At 46.2% G+C, this 26,310-nt stretch carries 22 protein-coding genes; 15 read left to right on the top strand and 7 right to left on the bottom strand.

Annotated features, from left to right (window positions below; translation table 11 throughout):
* Window positions 1-6 precede the first annotated feature (6 nt).
* Window positions 7-891, bottom strand: a complete 885-nt coding sequence (locus BLV62_RS17520; RefSeq protein ID WP_089763258.1) for a rhomboid family intramembrane serine protease — start codon at window positions 889-891, stop codon at window positions 7-9.
* A 447-nt stretch (window positions 892-1,338) separates the two neighbouring features.
* Between BLV62_RS17520 and rpsA the strand changes: the two genes are divergently transcribed.
* The 3 genes from rpsA (at window position 1,339) to BLV62_RS17505 (ending at window position 4,724) form a co-directional block, all read left to right on the top strand.
* Entirely contained in the window at window positions 1,339-3,237 is a 1,899-nt protein-coding gene (rpsA, locus tag BLV62_RS17515; RefSeq protein WP_089763257.1) for a 30S ribosomal protein S1, read from the top strand.
* Window positions 3,238-3,529: 292 nt separating this feature from the next.
* A complete protein-coding gene (locus tag BLV62_RS17510) occupies window positions 3,530-3,982 on the top strand; it encodes a hypothetical protein (protein WP_089763256.1) in 453 nt (150 codons plus the stop codon).
* Between the two features lie 373 nt (window positions 3,983-4,355).
* On the top strand, window positions 4,356-4,724 hold the full coding sequence (locus BLV62_RS17505; protein WP_089763255.1) for a hypothetical protein: 369 nt from the start codon (window positions 4,356-4,358) through the stop codon (window positions 4,722-4,724).
* Between the two features lie 146 nt (window positions 4,725-4,870).
* Here the strand turns inward: BLV62_RS17505 and hxpB are convergent, their stop codons facing one another.
* On the bottom strand, window positions 4,871-5,533 hold the full coding sequence (gene hxpB / locus BLV62_RS17500) for a hexitol phosphatase HxpB (RefSeq protein WP_089763254.1): 663 nt from the start codon (window positions 5,531-5,533) through the stop codon (window positions 4,871-4,873).
* A 475-nt stretch (window positions 5,534-6,008) separates the two neighbouring features.
* On the opposite strand from hxpB, the gene BLV62_RS17495 reads away from it, so the two are divergent.
* From BLV62_RS17495 to BLV62_RS17485, 3 genes are read left to right on the top strand one after another with little or no spacing between them, the layout of a single operon-like run.
* Window positions 6,009-8,129 (top strand): HEPN domain-containing protein, encoded by a 2,121-nt coding sequence (locus BLV62_RS17495; protein WP_089763253.1) that lies wholly within the window; start codon window positions 6,009-6,011, stop codon window positions 8,127-8,129.
* Between the two features lie 27 nt (window positions 8,130-8,156).
* Entirely contained in the window at window positions 8,157-8,933 is a 777-nt protein-coding gene (gene cobA, locus BLV62_RS17490; RefSeq protein ID WP_089763252.1) for a uroporphyrinogen-III C-methyltransferase, read from the top strand.
* A gap of 1 nt (window position 8,934) precedes the next feature.
* Window positions 8,935-9,528, top strand: coding sequence for a precorrin-2 dehydrogenase/sirohydrochlorin ferrochelatase family protein (locus BLV62_RS17485; protein ID WP_089763251.1), 594 nt, complete (start codon window positions 8,935-8,937; stop codon window positions 9,526-9,528).
* 13 nt (window positions 9,529-9,541) lie between these two features.
* Here the strand turns inward: BLV62_RS17485 and BLV62_RS17480 are convergent, their stop codons facing one another.
* Window positions 9,542-9,883, bottom strand: a complete 342-nt coding sequence (locus tag BLV62_RS17480) for a DUF488 domain-containing protein (RefSeq protein WP_089763250.1) — start codon at window positions 9,881-9,883, stop codon at window positions 9,542-9,544.
* A gap of 84 nt (window positions 9,884-9,967) precedes the next feature.
* Between BLV62_RS17480 and BLV62_RS17475 the strand changes: the two genes are divergently transcribed.
* On the top strand, window positions 9,968-10,663 hold the full coding sequence (locus BLV62_RS17475; protein WP_225889622.1) for an HD domain-containing protein: 696 nt from the start codon (window positions 9,968-9,970) through the stop codon (window positions 10,661-10,663).
* 156 nt (window positions 10,664-10,819) lie between these two features.
* On the opposite strand, the gene BLV62_RS17470 is transcribed toward BLV62_RS17475, so the two are convergent.
* Window positions 10,820-11,338, bottom strand: coding sequence for an acyl-CoA thioesterase (locus BLV62_RS17470; RefSeq protein ID WP_089763249.1), 519 nt, complete (start codon window positions 11,336-11,338; stop codon window positions 10,820-10,822).
* A gap of 337 nt (window positions 11,339-11,675) precedes the next feature.
* Here BLV62_RS17470 and BLV62_RS17465 point away from each other — a divergent pair, with 337 nt between their 5' ends.
* The 3 genes from BLV62_RS17465 (at window position 11,676) to BLV62_RS17455 (ending at window position 15,974) form a co-directional block, all read left to right on the top strand.
* Window positions 11,676-13,319, top strand: a complete 1,644-nt coding sequence (locus BLV62_RS17465; RefSeq protein ID WP_089763248.1) for a CTP synthase — start codon at window positions 11,676-11,678, stop codon at window positions 13,317-13,319.
* A gap of 244 nt (window positions 13,320-13,563) precedes the next feature.
* A complete protein-coding gene (gene yidC / locus BLV62_RS17460; RefSeq protein WP_089763247.1) occupies window positions 13,564-15,408 on the top strand; it encodes a membrane protein insertase YidC in 1,845 nt (614 codons plus the stop codon).
* On the top strand, window positions 15,342-15,974 hold the full coding sequence (locus tag BLV62_RS17455) for an SRPBCC family protein (RefSeq protein ID WP_089763246.1): 633 nt from the start codon (window positions 15,342-15,344) through the stop codon (window positions 15,972-15,974). The genes yidC and BLV62_RS17455 overlap by 67 nt, the downstream gene beginning before the upstream one ends.
* Here BLV62_RS17455 and BLV62_RS17450 read toward each other — a convergent pair.
* The gene (locus BLV62_RS17450; RefSeq protein ID WP_089763245.1) at window positions 15,952-16,530 is read right to left on the bottom strand and encodes an RNA polymerase sigma-70 factor; all 579 of its coding nucleotides are present in this window, start codon (window positions 16,528-16,530) and stop codon (window positions 15,952-15,954) included. The genes BLV62_RS17455 and BLV62_RS17450 overlap by 23 nt on opposite strands.
* A 128-nt stretch (window positions 16,531-16,658) precedes the next feature.
* Between BLV62_RS17450 and BLV62_RS17445 the strand changes: the two genes are divergently transcribed.
* The 5 genes from BLV62_RS17445 to BLV62_RS17425 all read left to right on the top strand — a co-directional run bounded on the left by BLV62_RS17445 (window position 16,659) and on the right by BLV62_RS17425 (window position 25,265).
* On the top strand, window positions 16,659-17,669 hold the full coding sequence (locus tag BLV62_RS17445; RefSeq protein ID WP_089763244.1) for a FecR family protein: 1,011 nt from the start codon (window positions 16,659-16,661) through the stop codon (window positions 17,667-17,669).
* 253 nt (window positions 17,670-17,922) lie between these two features.
* Window positions 17,923-21,174, top strand: coding sequence for a SusC/RagA family TonB-linked outer membrane protein (locus tag BLV62_RS17440; protein WP_168927888.1), 3,252 nt, complete (start codon window positions 17,923-17,925; stop codon window positions 21,172-21,174).
* A gap of 23 nt (window positions 21,175-21,197) precedes the next feature.
* Window positions 21,198-22,838 carry a RagB/SusD family nutrient uptake outer membrane protein gene (locus tag BLV62_RS17435; protein WP_089763242.1) on the top strand — a complete coding sequence of 547 codons (1,641 nt, stop codon included), beginning with the start codon at window positions 21,198-21,200 and terminating at the stop codon, window positions 22,836-22,838.
* Window positions 22,839-22,849: 11 nt separating this feature from the next.
* On the top strand, window positions 22,850-24,124 hold the full coding sequence (locus tag BLV62_RS17430) for an IPT/TIG domain-containing protein (RefSeq protein WP_139170250.1): 1,275 nt from the start codon (window positions 22,850-22,852) through the stop codon (window positions 24,122-24,124).
* A gap of 13 nt (window positions 24,125-24,137) precedes the next feature.
* A complete protein-coding gene (locus BLV62_RS17425) occupies window positions 24,138-25,265 on the top strand; it encodes a family 20 glycosylhydrolase (protein ID WP_139170244.1) in 1,128 nt (375 codons plus the stop codon).
* Window positions 25,266-25,308: 43 nt separating this feature from the next.
* Here the strand turns inward: BLV62_RS17425 and BLV62_RS17420 are convergent, their stop codons facing one another.
* Entirely contained in the window at window positions 25,309-25,941 is a 633-nt protein-coding gene (locus BLV62_RS17420) for a SprT family zinc-dependent metalloprotease (protein WP_089763239.1), read from the bottom strand.
* A gap of 4 nt (window positions 25,942-25,945) precedes the next feature.
* Window positions 25,946-26,269: a hypothetical protein gene (locus BLV62_RS17415; protein ID WP_139170242.1), complete on the bottom strand. Its 324-nt coding sequence runs from the start codon at window positions 26,267-26,269 to the stop codon at window positions 25,946-25,948.
* Window positions 26,270-26,310: the final 41 nt, after the last annotated feature.

Below are 26,310 nucleotides of genomic sequence, written 5' to 3'. Positions count from 1 at the left end.
AGGTAATCAGTTTTCTTTGCTCACTTTCTCCAGCCAGGCTTTTTCTTCAGCACTGAGGCTGTTGTAGCCTTTTTCGTTGATCTTGTCTAACAGCTGATCAAGGCGGCTGGGATTACTGTCTTCTGTTTTTTTCACCACTTTCAGCGGCGACTTTTTAGGCTTGAACTTCCTGTTGGCGGTTCTTCTTTCTTCCATCCTGCCTTTACTGCCGAATAGCCAGATGAGTGGTTTGCACATATCATTGCCGGCCTGCAACAACCGGATGTAGATGAAGCCGAATAAGGAGCCGCCCATGTGGGAAATAATGCCTCCAATGTTGCCGTTCGGGATGGAGATCAATCCTAATGCGATAAGCGCGATGGCCAGCCATTTAAGTTTCACGTTTCCAAAGAACATGAGCCCGATCTCGTAATTCGGCATCAGGGTGGCGCAGGCTACCAGGATGCACATTACAGAGGCGGAAGCGCCTATCAGGGAAAGACCAAGGTATGGACTGGCAAACAGGCTGGCGGAAGCCAGGTAGAGTATACCGCCGGCAAAACCGCCCAGCAGGTAGAGGGGAAGCACCCGTTTATCGCCCAGGAAATCCCTGAAGAGGTTGCCAAACCAGTACAGGTTGATCATGTTAAAGAGTACGTGAAATATATCTACATGGGTGAACATGTAGGTAAGCAGCCCCCAGGGCTGGAGTATGAATGTGTTGATTGGAACGCGTAAGGAAAGTTCGTCTACCACCCAGCTGAAAGGTGTAACCTGGTGCGTAACAAAGGCGATGAGGCGCAGTATATTAACTACGAGGAAGATTAGAATGTTCCAGAATAGTAAATGGTTTACTGTGTTTCCTTTCCGTAGCCAATAGCGAATATCCGATTGAAAAGAGGTCCCGTTCATATACACAAATTAAAATAAAATCCGGGATTAATGAATAGCAATTAACATTTTATGCAAGGGAAAGTAAGGCTGTTGACTGCAAGAGAATAACAGGCTGTTACTTCCTAATATACCAACAATTAATCCGCATTCTGGTTGTTGAATCCGATTTTTAACGGGCAAATTTTTTGCCTGATTTGCCCTGCTTTTCATGATGTGGGGAGTTTTTTTAGAGATGATAGGAGCGTTGCTACTAATGCATTTTAAAAATATATCCATTTTTCTGATTTTTAATTTGTTACAGAAATACATTTTCACTGTTATGTTAAATTCTCAAAAAATGTGAAAAAATTGGCCAATTAAGGGCTAAACGGGGGATCAAAGCGGGAATTTCGGGTTATTTTCAGTAACTTTGCCGTCCCAATAAAAAAGGGAGTCCGGGTATTCCGGATTAAATTAAAAATTTTTATGAGCGAAAACAACATTATTAACGAACAAAACGCTGAGCAACAGGCTCCGCAGGCAACTGCAGAAACAGCGACAACAAAAGCGCCTGTAGCAAAAGTTGAAACTGCACATGACGATTTCGACTGGAGCGTAGACAAACGCAATGTTTCTTCTTACAGCAAAGAAGAAAAAGAAAAGTATGATCAGACTTACGAAGGCACTTTCAAAGTGTTTGAAGAAAACAGCCTGTTAACAGGTACTGTTGTAGGTTTGACCAACACAGATGTAGTTATCAACATCGGTTTCAAATCTGATGGTTTGATCTCTCTGAACGAGTTCCGTGATTTACCAGGTCTGAAAATCGGCGATGAAGTAGAAGTACTGGTTGTTGAGAAAGAAGACAGAGATGGTAACCTGCACCTGAGCCGTAAACAAGCCCGCCAGAAACGTGCCTGGGAAAAAATCGTTGAGGTTTACAGAACAGGAGAAGTGGTTACTGGTATCGTTACCAGCAAAACTAAAGGTGGCTTGATCGTAGACGTATACGGAATGGAAACATTCTTGCCAGGTTCTCAGATCGATGTTAAACCTGTTACCGATTACGATCAGTTTGTAGGTAAAACTATGGAGTTCAAAGTGGTTAAGGTTAACGAAACCATCCGTAACGCCGTTGTTTCTCACAAAGCACTCATCGAAAGCGATATCGAACAACAAAGAGTGGATATCATCAGCAAACTGGAAAAAGGCCAGGTGCTGGAAGGTACCATCAAAAATATCACCGACTTCGGTGCATTCATCGACCTGGGTGGTCTGGATGGCTTGCTGTATATCACCGATATCAGCTGGGGCCGTATCTCTCACCCAAGCGAAGTACTCCAGATGGATCAGAAGATCAACGTTGTGGTACTGGACTTCGACGACGAAAAACGTCGCATAAGCCTGGGCTACAAACAACTGACTCCGCATCCATGGGATACTTTACCAGCTACCATCGTTGAAGGCGCTAAAGTGAAAGGTAAAGTTGTTAACATCGAAGACTACGGCGCATTCCTGGAAATCATGCCTGGCGTAGAAGGCCTGGTTCACGTTTCTGAAATCTCCTGGGCTTCAACTCCTATCAACGCTAAAGAATTCTTCAAATTAGGAGAAGAATACGAAGCAGTAGTAGTTACCCTGAGCAAAGAAGAACGTAAAATGTCTCTGTCTATCAAACAACTGACAGAAGATCCATGGGCTACTATCGAAACTAAATTCCCTGTTGACAGCCGTCACAAAGGTATCGTGAAAAACATCACTCCTTATGGCGTGTTCGTTGAACTGGAAACCGGTATCGGCGGTATGATCCACATCTCTGACCTGAGCTGGATCAAACGTTTCAACCACCCATCTGAATACACTAAAGTAGGTAACGAAATTGATGTAGTGATCCTGGGTATTGATAAAGAAAACCGTAAACTCAGCCTCGGTCACAAACAGATCGAAGAAGATCCATGGAACACCTTCGAAACTATCTTCCCGATCAACTCCGTACACGAAGGTACTGTTGTGAAGAAAGATGATAAAGGTGCTACCGTGCAACTGCAATACGGCCTGGAAGCTTACGCTCCTGCCCGTCACCTGAAAACGGAAGATGATAAACCAATCAACGTTGAAGACGTGAAAGAATTCATGATCATCGAATTCGACCGCAGCGAAAAACGTATCCTGGTTTCTCACACCCGCGTTTGGGAAAAAGCACAAGCTGAAGAAAAACAAGCGATCATCAAAGAAAAGAAAGAAGAAGCTGACAAAACCCGTAAGGCTGTGAAAAACATCCAGGGTAAAGTTGAAAAAGCTACTTTAGGTGATCTCGGCGCTTTAGCTGAACTGAGAGAAAAACTGAAACAATCTGAAGGTGGCGAAGAAAAAAGCGCACAATAAGTAAGTTTCATTTAATACTTAAATCCCGTCTCTACCTGCTAGAGACGGGATTTTTTATTACACAATTTGTCTTGTTAAATTATTCCCCCTTAAAAATTTGAAATAGCCGGGTATTTTTCTAATTTGTATAACGTACCAGAAAGCCCAAGTTGTTGTTGTTGACATTCCATTCCCTCATCTGATACAGAAAAACCAGCAACCATGAAACTTATTCACCACCGCGTTGCCAGCCCTGTGTAGTTGCCTTCCAAATCTTTCCCACGTTTTTTCTAATCATAAACCGTAATATTTTATGAAAACACTTCGTATTGCCTGCAGCACGCTGCTTGTTGCTGCTTTAATGTCTGTAATGCCCGCAATGGCAGGAGCTACAACTCCCGTTTCCTCTCCCGTAAAAGTCTGGAAACCTATGGTGATGAAACCTTTCAGCACCGTCACCAAGTACTATAACTTTAATTTCGCCTACAGCCCCTATCATTCACTCACGATTTCCCTTTCGTTCGATGATTCCGATTATCACCTCATTGGCGGAAGTATCCTGAGCAATACGCCGGGAGTAGACATGCAGGAAGAAACAGTACACACGGTAACGCCAAATAGCCCTTATTATGTAAGCTCGGTGACCTTCGTATTCAGAGGGTATCACAATGTTTTTGGTAACAGAACCAGTTATTGGATAGAAGGTAACTGGTACAAAGGTCCTTCGGGCAACGACCATTGGGCCATTAGCCGGAATACCTATTAATAGGAACCGGGATAAGGCAATGCAGGTCGGTTAGCTATATAACCGGCCTGCATGCTTATGCCTACCCTGTGATCCCTGCTGTTTTAAGCAGTTATTGTTTGTAATCCCGCTCCTGTAAAGGCCTCAGAGTTTTTATGTTGCTGCAATTTTGTCTTGTTAAATTATTTCCCGTTAATAATTTGAATTTGCTAAATGTTTAGCTAATTTGGTAACCGTAACGAATGCACGGATGTAGTTGAACCATATTATCATTTTTAAAACCCGGTAATAATAAACAAGGAGGCTGCTAACTATCACTTTGTCCCCCCTCGGTATAGTTACTACAAAGCTTCACATCATTCCACGTTTTTCTCAATTTTAAATTGTAGTATTTATGAAAACGATCCTCATTGCATGCAGCATGCTGCTTGCTGCCACCTTGTTGTCTGTAACGCCCGCGACGGCAAAAACAACGTCTGTTGCCAACGCCTGGAAACCTATGGTGATGAAATCTGCTTCCATTGTAACCAAGACGTATAATTTCAACCTGAATTATCCGCCTTCCAATCCTCCTCTGAAAATCATACTGACGTTTGATGATTCTGATTTTCACCTGGTTAATGGAGATATCCAGGGGGCGAATGGAACAATGGTAACCTACCATGCCCAAAGCATTCTTACTCCGAATGCTCCGACTAATGTACAATACGTGAATTTCAAATTTACAGGTCAGCTAATTTATTTCTCAGTAGGCACTACCTAGACGATAGAAGGTATCTGGTATCGTGATTCCAGTGGGGCTGAAAATTGGTATATTATGAGAAATACCATTTAGATTAAATGCTTTGAAATACAGGGCCGGTTAATACACCGGCCTTGTAATAAAGTTACTTTGGTTTTCACAAATAACTATCTTATTCTCAACAACTCCAGCTTGGCGTCGTTAAACTCCAGCAGGCTGTCGAGTTGCATATTTGCCAGGGCGTACTTTGGGTTATGCCGGTTATGGGCCTCCGGAACTACCACCGCAGTCATTCTTGCTGCTTTTGCAGCCGTCATACCCGCTACAGAATCTTCAAACGCCAGGCAATCCAACGGGTTGCTGTCTAACGCCCGCGCACAGGCCAGGTATACCGCCGGGTGCGGTTTCCCATAGTCTTCGAACTCCGCCGAATACACCGCCTGGAAATATTCCTTAATCCTGAAACGCTCGATCACGGCGTTGATCAGGCGCAGGGGCGAAGAAGATGCCAATCCTATCTTGAACTGTTTCTCCCTGAAATATTGCAGGATATACAACATCCCTTCCATAGGCTGGCCGGAAGTAATGATCTTATGGGTCACATTGTCGATGATCTCGTTCGTTACCTGTTCTGCACTCTTTCCTTCCCACTTATAATAATTGTACCAATAGCTGACCACTTCCTTGGTCCTTAGCCCGGTGGTCAAATGCCAGAGATCGGGCGTTAAAGTAACACCCACCGAGGCAAATACTTCTGTCATAGCTTCTCCCCATAGCGGCTCTGAATCTACCAGCAAACCGTCCATGTCAAAAATAACCGTGTCTAACATCCTGTATGTTTTTTCGAAGCCGCAAAGATAAGAAGATAAAAACCAGCGTTCTCCTATAACAAAAAGTTATACGGCATAAATGGAGGTTATCTTATACCCACGTGAAATACAGCGTTTTCAGCAGACGGATCCAGCCCTATAGCCGGTTTCCCGGCTTTTTTCTTCCTTTCTTCCTAAAAATCCCCTTTTTCTGCCCCTTTTAAACCTCCGAAAAAAGTTTTGGAAAGATAACACGCATTTATATCTTTGTATTACTCTACTAAAATTATAGGAAATATGGGTAATGCTTTGAAAATTGGTCGCAGTATGATAACGATGCCCTGTTGTTGTATAGATGCGGAGAGGAGTGCCTAATAACGAAAAATCAGTGTATTTGACTGAAATCATTATAGACTAGCCTCCGCTACAAACGGGGGCTTTTTGTTTACCCTGCCAGAATAAAAATTGCTTTTACCACCACCTGAAAATACTTTTTATGCAAAGCTTCAGAACAGAACTGGAAAATCCGATCGTTGAACGGGATATCATCGAACTAGAGAAAAAGATCCGCCTTTTTCGCGAAGGTGCTGTGACTGATGAAAAGTTCCGTAGTCTCCGTTTAGCAAGGGGTATTTACGGCCAACGTCAACCCGGCGTACAAATGGTGCGTATCAAATTGCCATACGGTAAAATGACCCTCCAACAATGGAAACGCATCACCGATATTTCAGACGAGTATGCGACCAGCAACCTTCACCTGACAACCCGCCAGGATGTTCAGATCCACTATGTGAGCCTGGACAGAACACCGGAACTCTGGTCCAAACTGGAGCAGGATGGCATCACCATCCGCGAAGCCTGCGGTAACACGGTACGTAACGTTACAGCATCCGACAGGGCCGGTATCGACCCTGAAGAACCATTCGATGTAACGCCATATGCCGACGCCACTTTCCGCTACTTCTTACGCAATCCCGTAAGCCAGGAAATGGGCCGCAAGATCAAAATTGCTTTCTCTTCCTCAGAAAAAGATACTGCCTGGGCCTTCATGCACGATTTCGGCATGATCCCCAAGGTGAAAATAATCGATGGTAAAGAAGTCAGGGGTTTCAAAGTACTGGTAGCCGGCGGCCTGGGCGCTCAGCCTTTCCTGGCCAAAACCGCGCACGAATTCCTGGAAACCGACCTGCTCATCCCGTACATCGAAAACGTTCTGCGCGTATTCGACCGTTATGGCGAAAGAACCAGCCGTAACAAAGCCCGTATGAAATTCCTGGTACAAAAGATCGGTTTCGAGGAATTCAACAGGCTGGTAGAAGAAGAATACACCGCTATCAGAACCAAATCAGTACCCGTAGATGCAGATGCATGGCCTCAAACCCAGCCTCCGGCGCCGGTTTCTTCCCTGCCTGCTTACTCGGTTAAAGATCCTAAGAAATTCGAAGCCTGGAAGAAAACCAACGTCTTCGAACAAAAACAAAAAGGATATTTCGCGGCCTATGTGAAGATCACTTTAGGCAACATCGGCTCCGCGGTGAGCCGGCAGCTGATAGAAGCGCTTCGCCCGGTGATCGCCGACGATGTAAGGGTAACCGCTAACCAGGGCCTGCTGCTGAAATTCATTTTACCTGAACACCTGGAATATGTGTACAGTGCGCTGGAAGCAGCGGGCTTCGCTGAGCCAGGGTTCGACAGCATTGCCGATATCACCGCCTGCCCGGGCACCGATACCTGCAACCTCGGTATCTCCAGCAGCACCGGTATTGCCAAGGTGTTGGAAGATGTGATCAAAGAAGAATATCCAGACCTGGTTTACAATAAAGATATCAAGATCAAGATCAGCGGTTGCATGAACTCCTGCGGTCAGCACGGTATTGCCAGCATCGGCTTCCATGGTTCTTCCATGAAAAGCGGCGGTAAGGTATTGCCAGCCCTGCAGGTATTGTTAGGCGGCGGTATCGTGGGCGATGGCGTTGGCCGGGTAGCCGATAAGGTTATCAAGGTGCCAAGCAAACGCGGTCCGGATGTTTTACGCAGCCTGCTGAACGACTATGAGCAAAACAGCCAGGAAAACGAACTGTTTAACGAATATTACGACAGGCAGGGTGAAAAATATTTCTATGAATTGCTGAAACCACTGGCAGATATCACCAACCTGACACAGGAAGACTTTATTGACTGGGGACAGGCGCAGGACTATGCAACAGCGATAGGAGTAGGAGAGTGCGCCGGTGTGATCATCGACCTGGTAGCTACCCTCCTGCTGGAAGCAGACGAAAAACTGGAACTGGGAGCCGCTGCTTTGGCAAACGGCGCCTGGTCAGACGCTATCTACCATGCTTATTCTTCTTTCGTTCAGGCAGCAAAAGCATTGTTGCTGGGAGAAGGGGTAAGCGGAAATACACAGATCGGTATCATTAACGATTTCGATAAGTATTTCACTGCTACAGGCAAATTCACTTTCGATACAGATTTCAAAACTACCGTACTGCAGATCAACGCTAACGAACCTTCCGAGCAATTTGCAAAAGCATACTACGCTCAGGCCGCCGATTTTTATAAAACGGCCCAGGTTTACCGCGAGAAAGCAGCACAGGCAGCGCCTGTACAGGCATAATTAGTTCATTACCTAAATACTACTACCATGCAAAATATACAACCGAAACTCACATTGATAGGTGCTGGACCTGGAGATCCTGAGCTGATTACCGTGAAAGGATTGAAAGCTATCCAGAATGCAAGGGTTATTTTATACGACGCACTGTCCAGCAACGAACTGCTGGATCACGCGCCGGCTAACTGCTTACGGAGGTTTGTGGGTAAGCGGGCAGGCATGCATGTTTATTCGCAGGACGAAATAAACCGCATGATTGTAAAATATGCATTAACTTATGGTAGTGTTGTAAGACTGAAAGGAGGTGATTCTTTCGTGTTTGGCCGCGGCCAGGAAGAAATCGCATTTGCACAGCAGTTTGGTATCACCGCCGAAGTGATACCTGGCGTTTCAAGCGCGATCTCTGTTCCGGGGATCAACAAGATCCCGGTAACGGCGCGTAACGTCAGTGAAGGTTTCTGGGTAATTACAGGGAATACGCAAAATGGCAACTTATCCCGCGATCTGCAACATGCCATCAATGCTAATACCACCGTTGTAATTCTCATGGGAATGAGCAAACTGCACGAAATAGCGGAAATATACCGTGCCGCAGGCAAAGGAGAAACGCCGGCAGCTATTATCCAGAATGGCACTTTACCTACCCAGAAGATCGGGTTGGGCGATGTAGCCGCATTACCGCAGATAGCAGCAGACAAGAACCTGCATAACCCGGCTATCCTGGTAATAGGGGAGGTAGTACGATTTCATGAAGCATTTCAGTCATTACAACAGAAGGTAGCCGATGAACTAAAAATTGCTGTATAAAATGGAAGAAAATCATTTATTCCCCGTCTTTTTCAAACTGCAAAGACTTCATGTTTTAGTAGTTGGTGGAGGGAATATCGGATTGGAAAAAACCAATGCCATGCTGGAAAATTGCCCCCAGGCAACCATTACAGTAGTGGCATTGGATTTTTTGCCTGAACTGGAAGCCTTAACCCATCAGTATCCGAATATTACCCTGGTTCAAAAATCATTTTCCTGCGGCGACCTGCTGGGGAAAGACCTGGTGATTGCCGCCACTAACATTAAGGAATTCAATTATTACGTTTGGGAAAAAGCAAAAGGAAGCCGTGTATTGATCAACGTGGCCGATACCCCTGATCTTTGCGATTTCTACCTGGGATCTATTGTCCGTAAAGGAAACCTGAAGATCGCCATCTCTACCAACGGCAAGTCGCCTACCATTGCCAAACGACTGAAACAGGTATTGCAGGAGGCCATCCCGGATAGCATCGACGAGATCCTGCATAAGCTTTCGGCGATCCGCGACCGCCTGGCGGGCGATTTCGCCAGTAAGGTGAAACAACTGAATAATATCACCGACGTATTGGTACAAACGGATAAAGATAAATCCTGATCCCGCCAGGAGGTCACTTTTTAAGGATCTCCAGCAGTACCTGGGCCTGGTTATGTTCCCTGTCTTTAGCCCCATATAATAGCGTTACCCGTTGATGTTGGGCTTTACGCCGGATGGCGTCCAACAAATCTTTTTTCCCCTGTAATTCATGTTTATACCTTGTTTTGAACTCGGCGAACTTCGCGGGGTCATGGTTGAACCATTCCCGTAATTCGTTGCTGGGAGCTATTTCCTTTTCCCATTCGTCGATATGCGCTTTTTCTTTTGATATCCCTCTTGGCCATAGCCTGTCTACCAGGATACGGAACCCGTCTTTTTCGTCATAAGGCTCATAAATCCTTTTCACCTGCAGCATAATAGAAGTTTTTTATAAGGAAAACACCTAAATTAATCGAATGTTGGCAGCAGCCTTCTTAAAAAAAAGTATCATTGCGAAACTATGATGAATCATGATGAAATTATAGCAGCAACTGTTGCATATGTAAAAGAAGAATTAAGATCGGCCGAAGGCGGCCACGACTGGTGGCATATAAACCGGGTCTGGAATAATGCAAAACTCATTGCCGCCTCCGAGGAGGCAGACCTGTTGGTAGTGGAGCTGGGCGCCTTATTGCACGATATCGCCGACTCCAAGTTCCACGACGGCGACGAAGAGGTAGGTCCGGCCAGGGCAACAGCGTTCCTGGAGTCTTTACAGGTACCGCCCCGCGTAATTGAAGCCGTGGTGAACATCATCCGCTATATTTCCTTTAAAGGAGGAAACAAAAAAGCCGCCTATACCTCTCCCGAACTGGCAATAGTACAGGATGCCGACAGGCTGGATGCCATCGGCGCTATTGGTATTGCCAGGGCGTTCAATTACGGAGGTTTCAAAAACCGGGCAATCTACGACCCGGGCATTGCGCCGAATTTATCTTTAACAAAAGAAGAATATAAAAAGAGTACAGCGCCTACCATCAACCATTTTTACGAAAAACTATTGCGACTGAAAGACAGGATGAATACCGCAACGGGCCGGCAACTGGCCGCCGAACGCCACGCCTATATGGAAGGCTTCCTGGAACAGTTCTACAAAGAATGGGGTGGTTTCACGCAAAGGTTTCACGCAGAGGAGCAAAGGAGCAAAGAAGCATAAGATAATTATTTTAAGGAAATAAGAAAGCAAAGGAGCTGAAGAATAATGTTATCTAACACAATCATCAACTCCTTTGCTTTCTTAAAATTCGCTTCGATTAAAACTTCTTATGCTTCTTTGCTCCTTTGCTCCTTTGCGTGAAACCTCTGCCGGGAGCTATATAGAAAAGAAGGCTTTCAGCGCATCAGCGTCTTCGGGTTTCATTTTGCCGGAAAGGATCAGCCGCATTTGGCGGCGGCTCATCGCGCTCTCATATAATTTTTTTTCTTCTTCTGTGTCAGGGATGATCTTCGGTACAGGACGGGAATTGCCATTAGGATCAAGCGCCACAAATGTCATGAAAGCTTCATTGGATTTGTAACGGTATTGCTGCACAGGATCTTCTCCCCAAACCCGGATGTGTACCTCCATGGAAGTAGTGAAAGCCCTGCTGACTTTGGATTCTATATGCACTACGTTGCCCAGTTTAATGGGATTTTCGAAAGATATATTGTCAACAGACGCGGTAACAACAGGCGCACTGCAGTGTTTCATAGAGGCCAGCGCTGCCGCGATGTCCATCCAATACATCAAACGACCTCCCATCAGGTTACCAAATGTATTCGTATCGTTCGGTAATACCAGTTCAGTCATTTGAACCAGGGAATCCTGGGCTCTTTTCGGCGTTAAAGTCATTTCTTTTTATTGTATTTCGGACGCAAATTTACATCTAATATATTTAAGCGCCGGTTATTATATGTTTAACCCCCGGCAGCAATAAAGGTTTTTAACAAATAATTTCCACTGCTTGAAAATTCTTCAAAACGCCCATTAGATCAATGATCAGAGCGAAAGATATTTGCCCAAAAATTAACAAACAAATAAAGCTGTGGCTTAAAAAACTTGGGAGCGACGCAAATTTGTGTAACTTTGCATGACCTTCGGAAGTAGTTTTACTTGATCGGTTACACCAAACGCAGTCCGGCACTTCCCCGTTTATAGGTCAAGTACTTTTAGCTGAATTATAGTTTTTATGGCAAAATATATCTTCGTTACGGGAGGTGTTACTTCCTCTTTGGGTAAAGGAATTATAGCTGCTTCACTTGCAAAATTATTGCAGGCCCGTGGCTTTAGAGTGACTATTCAGAAATTTGATCCATATATCAATGTGGATCCGGGAACATTAAACCCTTACGAACATGGCGAATGTTACGTAACTGAAGATGGCGCAGAAACCGACCTGGACTTGGGCCACTACGAACGTTTCCTGAACACGCCTACTTCGCAGGCTAACAACGTTACTACCGGCCGTATTTATCAAACAGTGATCAACAAAGAAAGAGAAGGCGCTTACCTGGGTAAAACCGTGCAGGTGATCCCTCACATTACCGATGAGATCAAACGCCGCATCCTCCTGTTAGGAAAAGATGGCAAATATGATATCGTGATCACCGAATTAGGCGGAACAGTAGGCGACATCGAATCTCTTCCTTACATTGAGGCAGTTCGCCAGTTGCAGTGGGAACTGGGAGAAGAAGATTGCCTGGTAGTGCACCTGACCCTGATCCCTTACCTGAGAGCTGCTAAAGAACTTAAAACCAAGCCTACTCAACACTCTGTACGCCTGTTAAGCGAATATGGCGTACATCCTGATATTATCGTCTGCAGAACTGAAGAACCGCTGTACCGCGATCTGAAAAAGAAGATCGCCCTCTTCTGTAATGTGCAGGTAGATGCCGTGATAGAAGCCAACGACGTACCTACCATCTACGAAGTACCGCTGGAAATGATGCGCGAAAAACTGGATATCTCCGTACTGAAAAGATTAGGCCTGCCTATCGAAAAAGAACCGGAACTGGTAAAATGGCGCGAATTCCTGGATAAACTGAAATATCCTAAATCTAAAGTGACCATCGGCCTTATCGGTAAATATGTTGAATTGCAGGATGCTTATAAATCCATCCTGGAATCATTTATTCATGCCGGTGCACAGAATGAATGTAAAGTAGTAGTACAAAATATTCACTCTGAACATATTACGCAGGAAAACGTAGCGGAAAAACTGAAGAACCTCGACGGCCTCCTGGTTGCCCCGGGCTTCGGAAGCAGGGGAATCGAAGGCAAGATCGTTGCCATCCAGTACGCCCGCGAAAATAAACTGCCTTTCTTCGGCATCTGCCTGGGAATGCAAATGTCGGTTGTAGAATACGCCCGCAACGTTCTCGGCTGGAAAGATGCGCACTCTTCTGAAATGAACCCTGACACCGCCCACCCGGTGATCAACCTCATGGAAGAACAGAAGAAAGTGACCGCTAAAGGCGGAACCATGAGATTAGGCGCCTATGCCTGCGAACTGACGCCAGGTTCTAAAGCTGCCGAGATCTACGGCGCTACTTCCATCAGCGAAAGACACCGTCACCGTTACGAGTTCAATAACGACTTCATTCAACAGTTTGAAGAAGCCGGCCTGAAACTCTCCGGTAAAAACCCGGAAAGCGGCCTGGTTGAAATCATCGAATTGCCCGACCATCCATTCTACGTAGGCGTTCAGTTCCACCCGGAACTGAAAAGTACAGTAGAAAGCCCGGCCCCTGTTTTCGTCTCTTTCGTAAAAGCCGCCAAGCAATACGCAGAGAGCAAGAATGGCAAAACCAAACTGGAAGAACAAATCGCTTAATTTATTCACATCATATAAAAGATCAGTGAGAAAAGACTTCTTGCTGATCTTTTTTAATATCAGGAAAGAAAGGTATATAACCCTTTAATTAAATGATGTGATTTTTAAATTGATAATCAGTAAGATACATATTCTGTACTTTATATTATTATTTTAACCGCATTTAACAGGGGTTTCACCTAAAAAGCATGGTCATTTCGTAAAATCATGCTTACCTTTGCTGCCTAAATTTTAATTGCATTTCATGGATAGAAATTCGGTCATTGGGTTTTTACTGTTAGGTGTTTTGATGGTAGGGTACATTTTCTACAATCAGAAACAGCAATCCGCTTATTTGAAAGAAAAAGCCAGACAAGATTCCATTTTAGCGCTTAACAAGCCTAAAACTCCGGTTGCTGATACTACAGGTGCGCTGAATGCAGGGCCGCTCGACTCGGCACACCAGGCATTATTAAACGGCGAATTTGGATTATTTGCAGCCGCTGCTGCCGGTACTGAAGAAAAAACCACTTTAGAGAATGATGTGGTGAAAATCGTTTTCACCAATAAAGGTGGCCAGCCTGCCAGCGTACAACTGAAAGACTATAAAACTTACGATGGCGCTCCTTTAATGTTGCAACAAAGCTCTTTCAACCGCCTTTCAGTTGAAGTTCCCGCTAACCTGAATAAAATGCTCAACAGCGCCGACCTGTATTTCACAGCAGGCAAACCTCAGGAAGGCCCGGGCGGCGTTAAAACCATCGCTTACCGTCTTAATACCACCGATCCTAATACGTATCTTGAATTCCAGTATGCGCTGAAACCCGGCAGCTACCTGGTTGACTATACCATTCACGCTGTTGGACTGCAAAAACTGCTGCCAGGCAACCAGAACTACCTGAACCTGCAGTGGAATACACAGGACGATAAACAGGAACACGACATGCAGAACGAACGCCAGAACAACCAGGCGCACTACATGTTGGAAAATGAGAAACACGACTACTTTACTTTAAGCCGTACCAGCCACGAAAAACTGGACAAAAAAGTAAAATGGCTCAGCGTTAAACAACAGTTCTTCAATACTACCATCATCGCGAAGAAAGACCTGTTCAACAACGCTGATATCAATACAAAGGTTCCTGAAAGCCCGCAGATCGTAGGCCAGGCGCTGTCTACCCTCCAGCTGCCTTACAACCGCGCTAACGACTTCAGCTTCCCGATGGAGATCTACTACGGTCCTAACCATTACAAAACACTGAAATCATTTGATATAGGTCTGCAAAAGATCATTCCCCTGGGTACAGGTATCTTCGCTTTCGTGAAGTATGTGAACATCTTCATTATCATCCCTGTATTCAACTTCCTCAGCGGCTTTATCAGCAACTATGGTATCATCATCATCCTGCTGACCATCTTCATCCGTTTGCTCATCGCTCCTTTCACTTACCAGAGCTATGTTTCACAAGCTAAGATGAAAGTGCTGAAACCTGAGATCGATGAACTGAAAGCAAAATATGGCGACGACCAACAAGCTTTTGGCGTTGAACAGATGAAACTCTTCAAAAGCGCAGGCGTAAACCCGTTAGGCGGATGTTTGCCAGCTTTACTACAGTTGCCTATCCTGGTAGCGATGTACAGCTTCTTCCCGTCTTCCATCGAACTGCGCCAGGAAAGCTTCCTCTGGGCAAAAGACCTGTCTACATACGATTCGATCGTGAACCTGCCGTTCAATATCCCATTCTATGGCGATCATGTCAGCTTGTTCACCATCCTTATGACCATCACCAGCTTGATCCTCGCCTTCTACAACCGTGGTATGGCAGATCAAAGCAACCCGGTAATGAAGTATATGCCTTACATCATGCCTATCATGCTGTTGGGTATCTTCAACCGTCTGGCTGCCGCATTGACCTTCTACTATTTCTTATCTAACGTTATCAGTATCCTGTTGCAATTTGTGATTCAGAAATTTATCATCAACCATGATAAAATTCATGCACAGATCCAGGAGAATAAGAAAAAACCTAAGACCAAATCCAAATGGCAGGAGCGCCTCGAAGAGGTGCAAAAACGCCAGCAGGAAATGCAGCAACAAAGGAAAAAATAGTTACCAGTCTAACTGCCGATATTCACAGGGTGTACCATTATCCGGTACGCCCTGTTTGTTTTTGTACCGTTCATATAACTTTTGCCGCCTGCCTGGGGTGGGTATGCTATCTTGGCGGTATGGACAGCTTTTCTACTACGCTCACCATCAACTGTACAGCCGCCACTCTCTGGAAAGTACTGACCAACCCGGAACTGATGGCAGTATGGATGGGCCCTGAAATGAACATTACCATATCTACCAGCTGGGAGGTCAATTCTTCCATCCTGGTCAAAGGTTTCCATCACATTCCTTTCAAAAACAAAGGCATAGTGCTGCGGTATGAAGAAGAAAAAGCGCTCAGCTACAGCCATTTCAGTTCAATATCCCGGCTCCCGGATCTGCCCGGGAATTACAGCATCCTGTTATTTGAATTGTCGGTAATTGATAACCTCCAGCAGCTGACGGTACATATTTCCAACTTCCCTACAGATGTGATCAGGAAACACCTGGAGTTTTACTGGAGAGGTACGGTGTTTAATATTAAAAAGATGGCAGAAACGCTTAATGATACAGCACAATTGTAAGCGCCAGTATCAGTCCATAGTCTTTAAATTCGTCGCGCATTACCTGCAGCGACTTCCCCATATGCTTTTCCACGGCTTTCACGGATATCCCTAAACGTTGGGCTATCTCTTTATTGCTAAGCTGATCGCGCCGGCTCAGCAGGAATATTTCCCGGCTTCTCTCCGTCAATTTATCAAGGGCCTGCGATAATCTTTTCTCCAGCAACTTTACATCATAGTTGATTTCAGTTTCTGTAACGCCGGTTGCGGGGATCTGCTGGTGATGTTTTTCATGCAACAACGAATTCCTGATCTCATTAAAGATCCTGTTTCGCATGGCGGCATAGAGGTAGGCTTTTACATTTTTTACTTCCCCAAGGGTATTCCTTTTTTTATAGAGATGGATGAAAATGTCCTGGATCATGTCTTCCAGCAGGTGAGGAACAGGAAAGCGGGTGTAGGCATGCTGATACAGGTCGTGGGCATAACGCTGGTACAAGGCCTCGAAAGCCTTGTTATCATTGTTCGCCAGTAATGCAGTTAATGCTTCGTCCTGTAATTCAATATACTCGATCATTCTTTCCACTTATACGGTAAAGTGAGGAAGTCACATCTCTCTGAAAGGCAAAAGATAGGAAAAAAAATACGAAAAAGGGGTAGGGTTGTTTTTTAACTGTGTGTCTATACCTTCAGACAACCAAAATAATGAGTGATCACCAATTAATAGGATTACTGGAAAAATACCTGCAGGGCAATTGTTCGGAAGAAGAAAAAGAGGCGCTTGAATTATGGTACGAAGACTACAGGGCGAAGAAAACGGGGCATGCCGGGACTTCGCACCCCGACCTTCACCAGCTCTATAACGATATTACAGACCGGCTGAAAGCAGAAGGGGAGTGGGAAGAACCGGCAGCCAGGATAGTGAAATTTAAATGGAAGAAATTAGCCGTAGCAGCCGTACTGGCAGTGCTGATCAGCGCTGCCGGCCTGCAATATTATTTCTCCCATAAAGTGCAGCAACTGGCCATAAGTACCAGCGAAGGCGAACGTAAAAAAATAACGCTGGAAGATGGAACAGAGGTTTGGATGAATGTTGGCAGCCGGTTAAGCTATCCGGGGAATATAGCCGACGGCAAAAGGGAAGTGGTGTTGGAAGGAGAAGCATTTTTCGATGTAGCCAAACATGAAAGTAAACCCTTTACCATCCGGGCTTCTGATATGCGCGTACGGGTACTGGGTACCCGTTTCAATGTAAAGGCCTATAAAGACGACGAGGCGCTGGAAGCGGCGTTAATAGAAGGAAGTATTGCAATTGATCATCAATCTAATTCCCTCACGCTTAAAGCAGGTGAAAAACTGACATTAAAAAAGAAGGATCAACCAATTACCGTACCGCCGGGAGCAAGGGTTATAGAGTGGCCCGACCGGGTGGCGATCATAGAACAATTAAATCCGCAGACCAATAAAACAACAAACAGTGAACTGGAATGGATGGACGACAAACTATCGTTTAAAGACAAATCTTTCCCTGAACTGGCGCGATTAATGAGCCGCTGGTACAAACGTAAAATTATACTGAGGGATACTTTTCCGGAAGATTACAGATTCAAAGGCACTTTTAAAAAAGAAACCGTTACTGAAGTACTGAAAGCGCTGCAGATCACAGCCGACTTTCATTACACGATTAAAGGAGATACCATCTATTTGCACCATTAGTCAACCAACTTAAAAACGAAACGTATGAAAAATTTACACCTGGTACCTCCGGAACCTGTATAACCACTCCTTCTGCCATAAAAAAAGGGAAGTTGCACCTTCCCTTCAAAGCTAAACATGGAATGAAACAAAGATGTCCGTGCGGGATGCTCATTGTTTCAAATGTCTAACGTTCAATTTCAAAAGTATGAAAAAAACGCTGTGTTCAAAAACAGCCCGTTCCAACTATTTAGTGAGAAAAACATTCATGTGTATGAAGCTTTGTCTTATTCTCATAACTGCTACCCTTTTCCAGGTACGCGCTGAATCAGGCAGATTTACCCTCAACAGTAAACAGATCGCCCTGCATAAGCTGTTGGAATGGGTAGAAACAAGAAGCGAATACCGTTTCCTGTATAACTATAAGACCTTCCCGAAAGACCAGAAAGTGGACGTAAACTTTAAAGACGCTACGCTGCCCGAGATCCTCGACAAAGTGCTGAGTAAGAACTTTAAATACAAGATCCTGGAAGGAGGCATGGTAGCTATTTCTGAAAGCACTGCCGATATAACGGTAAAAGGTAAGGTAACTTCGGAGAATGGCCAGGAACTGCCCGGGGTAAGCATCCAGGTAAAAGGTACCAGCAGGGGAACTGCTACGGATGTAGACGGGAACTTCAGCATATCGGCGCCTGAAAACGGGGTATTGATCGTTTCCTATATCGGTTACCAATCCGTGGAAGTGCCGGTAAAAGGTAATAAACAACTGCCGGTTATCAGGCTAAAACCTTCCGAATCGGGCCTGAATGAAGTAGTGGTATTGGGGTATGGACAGAAGCAAACCCGCCAGAGCGTTACCGGCGCTGTTTCCAGCATACAAACGAAAGAACTGAAACAAAGCCCTGTTTCCAACCTCTCCAACGCCCTGGCAGGCCGCCTGCCCGGGTTGATCACTGCCCAGCATTCCGGCAGGCCGGGAGGCGACGATTCGCAGTTATTCATTCGCGGTATCAGCACCATAGGGGCTACCAACCCACTGGTAGTGATCGATGGTTTGCCGCGGGGAGATGCCAATATCGGCCAGTTGGACCCTAACGAAGTTGAATCTGTTACTATCCTTAAAGATGCGTCTTCCACTGCCTTGTATGGTATCCAGGGCGCTAACGGTATTGTGCTGGTGACTACCAAAAGAGGAAAGGACGGTCCCCCCAACATCCAGGTGAATATGCAATATGCTTTGCAACAACCTACTAATTTTCCCCGTTTCCTCAGCTCTTATGAATCAGGACTGCTGGAGAACGAAGCTGCAAAGAACGATGGATTGCCCGCCGTGTTTACAGACCAGGAGCTGGAATATTATAAAACAGGATTAAAGCCCTATGATTACCCGAACACCGATTGGTATGAAGAAATGATCAGGAAAAATTCTCCGCAGAAAACGCTGAATGTGAATATCGGCGGCGGCTCCAAGTATGTACGTTATTTTGTTTCCGGCTCTTACCTGCGCCAGGAGCCGATTTACAGGCGAGCTAATGAAAACATCTATGGCGTGAAATACAAATACGACCGTTTCAATTTCCGCTCCAACGTTGATATTACCCTCGACAAGAACACGGATCTGCAGGTAGACCTGGCCTCCAGGCTGGAGAACAGGACGGGCCCCTCTTCCGACCGCGGAGGATTTGAATTCCTTTGGGTGGTGCTGTCGCAGATGACCAACAGGCTCACTCCACGCCTGAACCCCAACGGCTCCGTTGCTTCCGGCAGCATGCGGGAAGACTTCTACAACCCTTACGGGATGCTTACCCGCAACGGCTACCTGGATGCTTACTGGCACAGCACCAATGGTAGCGTTGCCTTAACGCGGAAACTGGATTTCATCACTCCGGGGCTAAAGGTAAAAGGTTTATTCACTTTCGAAAACTACGGCGATATCAACTTCGCGCTGGACCAGGAATTTGATTCGTACCGTTATAAATCAGTACCCGGCAGCGAAGGTACGTATACCCAGCACCGTAAGGCTACGAGCTTGCAGCGTTCAGGCTTTTCCAGCGGTGAAAGGTATTACTACTATGACCTGAAGATCATGTACGACCGCGACTTCGGGAAACACTCCGTGAGCGGCTTATATCTTTTTAACCGCAACTACCGTTCGCAATCCGGCAACCTGCCACGTGTATACGAAGGCTTTGTTGGCCGCCTCGCTTATAACTACGCTTCTAAATATTACCTGGAATTCAACGCCGGCTACAATGGTTCAGAAAACTTTCCTCCGGGTAAACGCTATGGTTTCTTCCCGGCTATTTCTGCCGCCTGGGTGCTGAGCAGCGAAAATTTCATGAAACAGCAATCGGCCTTCAGCTTCCTGAAAATGCGCTTCTCTCACGGTTATGTAGGTAACGACCAGGTAGGAGGCGATCGTTGGCTGTATATGTCCGACTATGCAAGAGGCGATGGCTTTACTTTTGGCAGCGTAGCCTCTTCTGTAGGCGGCTACTACGAAAACAGGATAGGCAATACCGCTATCACCTGGGAGAAGGCTGCAAAAACCAACCTGGGTATAGAAACAGGATTCATGAAAGACAAACTGAAGTTTTCAGTAGATGTATTCAATGAGCTCCGTAAAGACATTCTCACCTATGCAGGCACCATTCCCTCTTACCTGGGCATCACCGCTTCTCTCAACCGTAATATGGGACGCATCCGCAACAGGGGTATCGAAGGCGAATTGAATCTTTATACCAACATCCGCCAGGTAGGCGTTTTCGCGAAAATGAACTACCAGTATGTGAAGAACAGGATACTGGAGCTGGACGAACCTAAGCTCGCATATCCTTACCAGAGCGCTGTTGGCCATCCTGTAGGGTACGACCTGGGATATGTTGCCGAAGGCCTGTTCCAAAGCCAGGATGAGATCAACAAAAGCCCTAAACAAACATTTGCTCCGCTCATCCCTGGTGATATTAAGTATAAAGATCTGAACAATGATGGAAAGATAGACGAGGCCGACAGAACAATGTTGCCTATGATGAATGTGCCTACCAATTACTACGGTATTACGGTAGGATTCGATTACAAAGGCCTGGATGTGAGCATCCTTTTCCAGGGGGCAGCAGGCGGCCGGCAGATCTTCTCTGCACAGCTGACAGCCAACTACCGGGAAAGTTTCAGGCCATTCCACGAAGGCCGATGGACCCCGGAAAATGCGGCCAATGCTACCTTCCCTGCGCTTCACCTGACAGAAAGCAACATGGCTAATAATTTCATTTCCTCCACCTATTGGATCAGGAACACTGATTATATCAAGTTAAAGAATGCAGAGATAGGATATAGATTGCCTGCGCACTGGCTGAAAAAAGCAAAGATCAAAAATGCAAGGATCTATATGAATGGTATGAACCTCATCAGCTGGGATAATGTGAGGGAACTGGGCATTGACCCCGAATCCAATACCGGCGGCCGTTGGGGCTGGCAGCCTTACCCAATTATGCGTGTGTTCAATGCCGGAATAACCGTTAATCTTTAAGCAACTGCGATAAAAATATAAGTATGAGAAAAGTTATTAAATCGGGTATCGCAGCAGTGTTGATAATGTGCTTTACCGCCTGCGGAAAAAATTACCTCGACAGAAAACCAAGTGACCTGATCACTGAAAAGGAAGTCTTTTCGAATATTGAAAACGCGGAAAGATTTGTAAACAGTATTTACCAGAGTTTGCCGAATATCTTCAAACCCGGCGCAGCATGGGGATTGAGCAGCGCTACAGATGAAACGAACCAGGCGAACGACTCGTATGCCGGCAACTTCAACAATGGTTCCATGAGTCCTTCCAACTTTCCTATGCAAAGCTGGTGGGGCGATTTCTACGGCAAGATCCGGTCCTGTAATAAATTCCTCGCGCAATATTCGCTGGTGCCGGAAGATCCGAACTACCCGCAGCGCCGCAACCGTTTAAAAGGCGAGGTATTACTCTTGAGAGCGTACTATTATTTTGAACTGATGCGGGCGTTCGGCGGCTTGCCATTGATCCTGGATGAAAAAAATCCCTTCGATGATCCGGCTGGCATTTACCTGAAACGCAACAGTATCGACGAAGTAACGGCAAGTATCCTGAAAGACCTGCAGGAAGCGGGTACTTTGTTGCCTGTTACTTATAATGATCGTCCTTCCAACTGGGGCCGCGCTACCAAAATGATCGCTATGGCGCTGGAAGGCAGGGTGAGATTATTTTATGCCAGCCCCCTGTTTAACCCGGGAAATGATGCCGGCAGGTGGAGATCCGCTGCTGCCGCATGCAAGGCGGCTTTAGACACCGCTATCGTTAACGGCTATACGTTATATGATAATTATGGAGATATTTTCACCCAGTATTTCAACAGGGAAGTGATCTGGAGCCGTGGCGCTCCCGGCGCCTTTGGCGATGGAGGGATAGACAGGGAGATGAACCCGCGCAGCGCTAACGGTTACGGGAATATCACCCCCTTGCAGGAGCTGGTGAATGATTATGAGATGAAAGCAACAGGATTGCCGATCGGCGACCCGGCTTCCGGCTACAATGCCCAACGACCTTACGAAGGCAGGGACCCTCGTTTTTACGCGACCATTCTTTATCCTGGCGCCAACTGGAAAGGGAAGATTCTGGACCCTAACGGCGCGGACGCTCCACGCTCTGGCCAGATCGTTACCAATTACTGGCCGCGTAAATACCTTTTGCCGTCTGTAGACCTGTTTGCAGGTACAGGAGGCTCCGACCGCAAATGGGTGCTGATAAGAACTGCAGAATTATACCTCAATTATGCGGAAGCGCAGAATGAAGTTGCAGGTCCGGGCGCCGATGTTTACAACGCCTTGAACGCCATCAGGAGAAGAGCCGGAATGCCTGATATAGCAGGCGGCGACCAGGCGGGCCTGCGGGCCGCGATACGCCATGAGCGAAGAATAGAACTGGCGCTGGAAGATCACCGCTTCTGGGATGTAAGGCGCTGGAAGATCGCGGAGGTGGTAGATAACAAAGAAGTGCATGGCGTAGCTGTAAGCGGCAACGGCGCCGGGAACGTTACCTATACCTACCCGGTAATAGGTAAAAGGGTGTTTGACCCGGCTAAGAACTACTGGCTGCCCATTCCGCAGAGCGAAATAGATAAGGTAAGCGGCCATAATCCCGATTTTAAACAGAATCCTGGTTGGTAAAAAATGCATACATGAAAACAACGATATACAACCTGCTGGCGGTATGCTTCCTCTTGCTGGCCGCCTGCAAAAAAGATAAAGGCTTTGTACACGATAACAACGCGCCGATAGTGGTAGACAAGTTCACTCCGGAGCATGGAGCGGCAGGAACAGAGGTATTGGTTTACGGTACCAATTTCAGTACAGATACTGCCGGCGTAACGGTGACCGTCAATGGCCATAAAGCCCTGATCACAGGCATTATCAGCGATCATATTTTAATCGTGATACCGGAGAAAGCGGGAAGCGGGAAAATAGCGGTTACCATCAACGGTAAAACAGGCGAAGCGCCCAAAGACTTTCAATATGAATCTTCCTACAAAGTAAGTACCCTTGCTGGTAATGGTACATCCGGCTTTGCCGATGGAAAAGGCAGCAATGCGTTTTTTAACTTTGATAAACGTTGCGGGTTGGATGTAGATGCTAACGGTAACGTATATGTGGCGGATGCAGGCAACCTGCGCATCAGGAAGATAGCTCCCGACGGCACTGTTACCACGTTATGCGGCGGTACCTATGGTTATAAAGAAGGTAAGGGAGCAGACGCCCAGTTCTACCTGCCGCTGGATATCGCTACAGATAACGATGGTAATATTTTCGTGACAGATCCTGCTGCCTGGACCATCAGGAAAGTGACTCCCGACGGTACTACCTCGCTTGTATGCTGGGGAGAAGCGTGGGGAATGGGGATAGATAAAAGGAATGGGATGATGTACTACGCCAACGCCGGCAACCCGGGAAGTATTTTCCAGGTAACGCCGTCGGGCGACGCCAAAGCCATTATTACAGGATTGGTATACCCCGCAGATGTGACCGTAGATGATGCAGGCAATCTCTATGTTACAGAAAACGGTACTTCGGTTATTAAGAAGTTCAAAGCCGGTACCTGGGAGCCTGAAACCATTGCCGGAGCCGCCGGCCAAACAGGCCTGGTGAACGGCATCGGCAACGCTGCCCGTTTCGACTATCCATGGGGTATCGCAATAGATAAACATAACAACCTGTTTGTTGCCGGTAACGGAACTTCAGATGGTTCTGTAGTGAATACCAACCAATGTATCAGGATGATCACGCCGGCCGATTGGAATGTAAGCACTTATATCGGCGGAAGTACGCCTGGCTTTGCAGATGGCTCAGGAGCCGCAGCGTTGTTCAATGCGCCAACAGGCGTGGCGGTAGATAAAGATGGAGTAGTGTATGTGGTAGACAGAAATAACAATTGTATCAGGAAAGTAGTTGCAGAATAAAACCAGCAGAATAATGAAGAAGTATTTATTAGCTATAGCGTGTTGTTTCATTCAGTTGTTGACCCAGGCGCAACAGCAGCCGGGAGAATTTAAATGGAATGTATTACCGGTAAAGGGATTATTGTTAAGTGTGCCGCCGCCGGAAGATGTGCCGCTGCTATGCCGCTTTATTAAGGAAGCGTTGAAAGCGGAAGGAGTGAATACCCTGGCGCTGAGGATCGAGTATTGGTACCAGTTTAAATCCAATCCTAAGATCCGTGAAAAGAATGCAATATCGGAGAGCGATCTTAAGCAGATTGTCCAGGCTTGCAGGGAAGCGGGCATCCGTTTTATCCCTACAATGAACCTGCTGGCGCACCAGTCGGAGCAAACAGAAATGTTGTCGTTGCTGAAGAATTATCCGCAGTTGGACGAATCGCCGGATTACGGTCCTCCTGTTCCCTGGAAGGATGGAGGCATGTTCGACTTTTACAGCAAGTGTCTTTGCCCCCTGCATCCTGACCTGTTCAGCATTATTTTCCCGTTGATGGATGAGTTGATAGATGTTACAGGAGCGGATGCGTTTCATGTGGGGTTGGATGAAGCATGGATCATCGGGTATGATAAATGTCCGCGTTGCGGAGGCCGGGACAAAGCAGAACTGTTTGCCGGTTATGTAAATGCGCTGCACCAGCATCTGAAGGAAAAGAAATGCCAGATGTGGATGTGGAGCGACAGGCTGATAGATGGAAAAGTGACCAACCTGCTGGCCTGGCAGGCAAGTATGAATAATACAGCCCGGGCAATAGACATGATACCGAAGGATATTATGATTTGTGACTGGAAGTATGAAGATGCGCCGCCGACGCCTGGTTATTTTGCAGTAAAGGGTTTCCAGGTACTGCCATCGGCATGTGGGAAAAAGGATGTGGCGCTGGCGCAGTTGGAGCAGGTTTACCTTGCCCGCAAAAATGCCCTCAGGGCCGATTTTTCCAGGACTTTATCCGAGCGTATGCCAGGCGTATTTGAAACCATGTGGGTAAGCACCCGTGAGTTTATAGACGGGTATTACAACCGTAAGGGCGTAAGGAAAGGAACCCAGGATAATGTGGATACTTTCAAAGCTTTGTTTGCTGAAATAAGAAGAATGGAAAAACAGTAATATAGTTAGCAGGGATGCAGAAGGGAGAAGCAGATCATCTTTCTCACTTTTGCATCTCTGCAATTAATTCTACTTCGTATACCGGGCTGAAAAGATAAACTTTGCCGGTTGCGATCTCTGTACCCCTGTATCGTTTCCTTATTTTTTCGTTCCGCTGGAATACCCTGCCATCCTTTGTTCTGAAGAAACCGTGCAGGGGTATCTGTTCCACGAATAAATGATTTTCTTTTTTCCTGTCGTAATTTCTGAGGACCCGCATAAGGTTTTCGTCGGCGCAGGAGCTGGCCGCCGGGTTGGTTATACTTTGCCTGATAGCCATTTCCACATCCGGGGGCAGGTAGTTTTTGCCTACAAACCCTTTCAGGATAAAGCTGAATTCCTGCTTCCATTCTTTACCATGGGCAGGCACATTATTCGCGTATTTATTATACGTGGTGAGGTGTGCGATCTCGTGCAGCAAGGTGATCAAAAAGGCGTACCTGTTCAGTGATCCGTTTACGCTGATACGGTGTCCTTTCCCGGTTCCGTCGGGATGCCGGTAATCGCCCAGGATACTTGCTCTTTCCCGGGTAATGGTGAGATGTACCTTGTAAGTGCGGATAAAATCCATTACCTGGTCGAAAGTGCCTTCTGGCAGGTAAGCCGCTAAAGCATGAAGTGGCGCCTCTTTTTTCAACAGTTTACTTTTTTAACCTGGTCAGCCGGAAAAGGCTGAATGTTTCAAAAACAGTATAGAGAAGATAGAGAAAAAGAAGGGTAAATACAGTTAGTTTACTGACATTAGGACGGTAAGTAAGCACATAGGCTGCAACGCCAACGATGCAAAGGAAGAATTTAAACAGCATAGAGCCATACACGGCCCTTACAAAGGCGTTGTTATTGGCAGAGGCTAAGCCCTGGCGACTCATCAGGTAAGACACCAGGGTAATAATTGCCAGCAACAGGTTTCCTATCATCAGGATATTGACGTGCATACCCTGGTCAAGGAGCTGTGGTTTTATCATGAACAGAATGCCGTTAAGGATCCCGAATACAGCGAATAATC

It is taken from the genome of Chitinophaga terrae (ex Kim and Jung 2007), assembly GCF_900107795.1.
GTDB lineage: Bacteria > Bacteroidota > Bacteroidia > Chitinophagales > Chitinophagaceae > Chitinophaga > Chitinophaga terrae.
The sequence above is the reverse complement of the archived record's forward strand: the minus strand, read 5'-3'. Positions and strand labels throughout refer to the sequence as shown.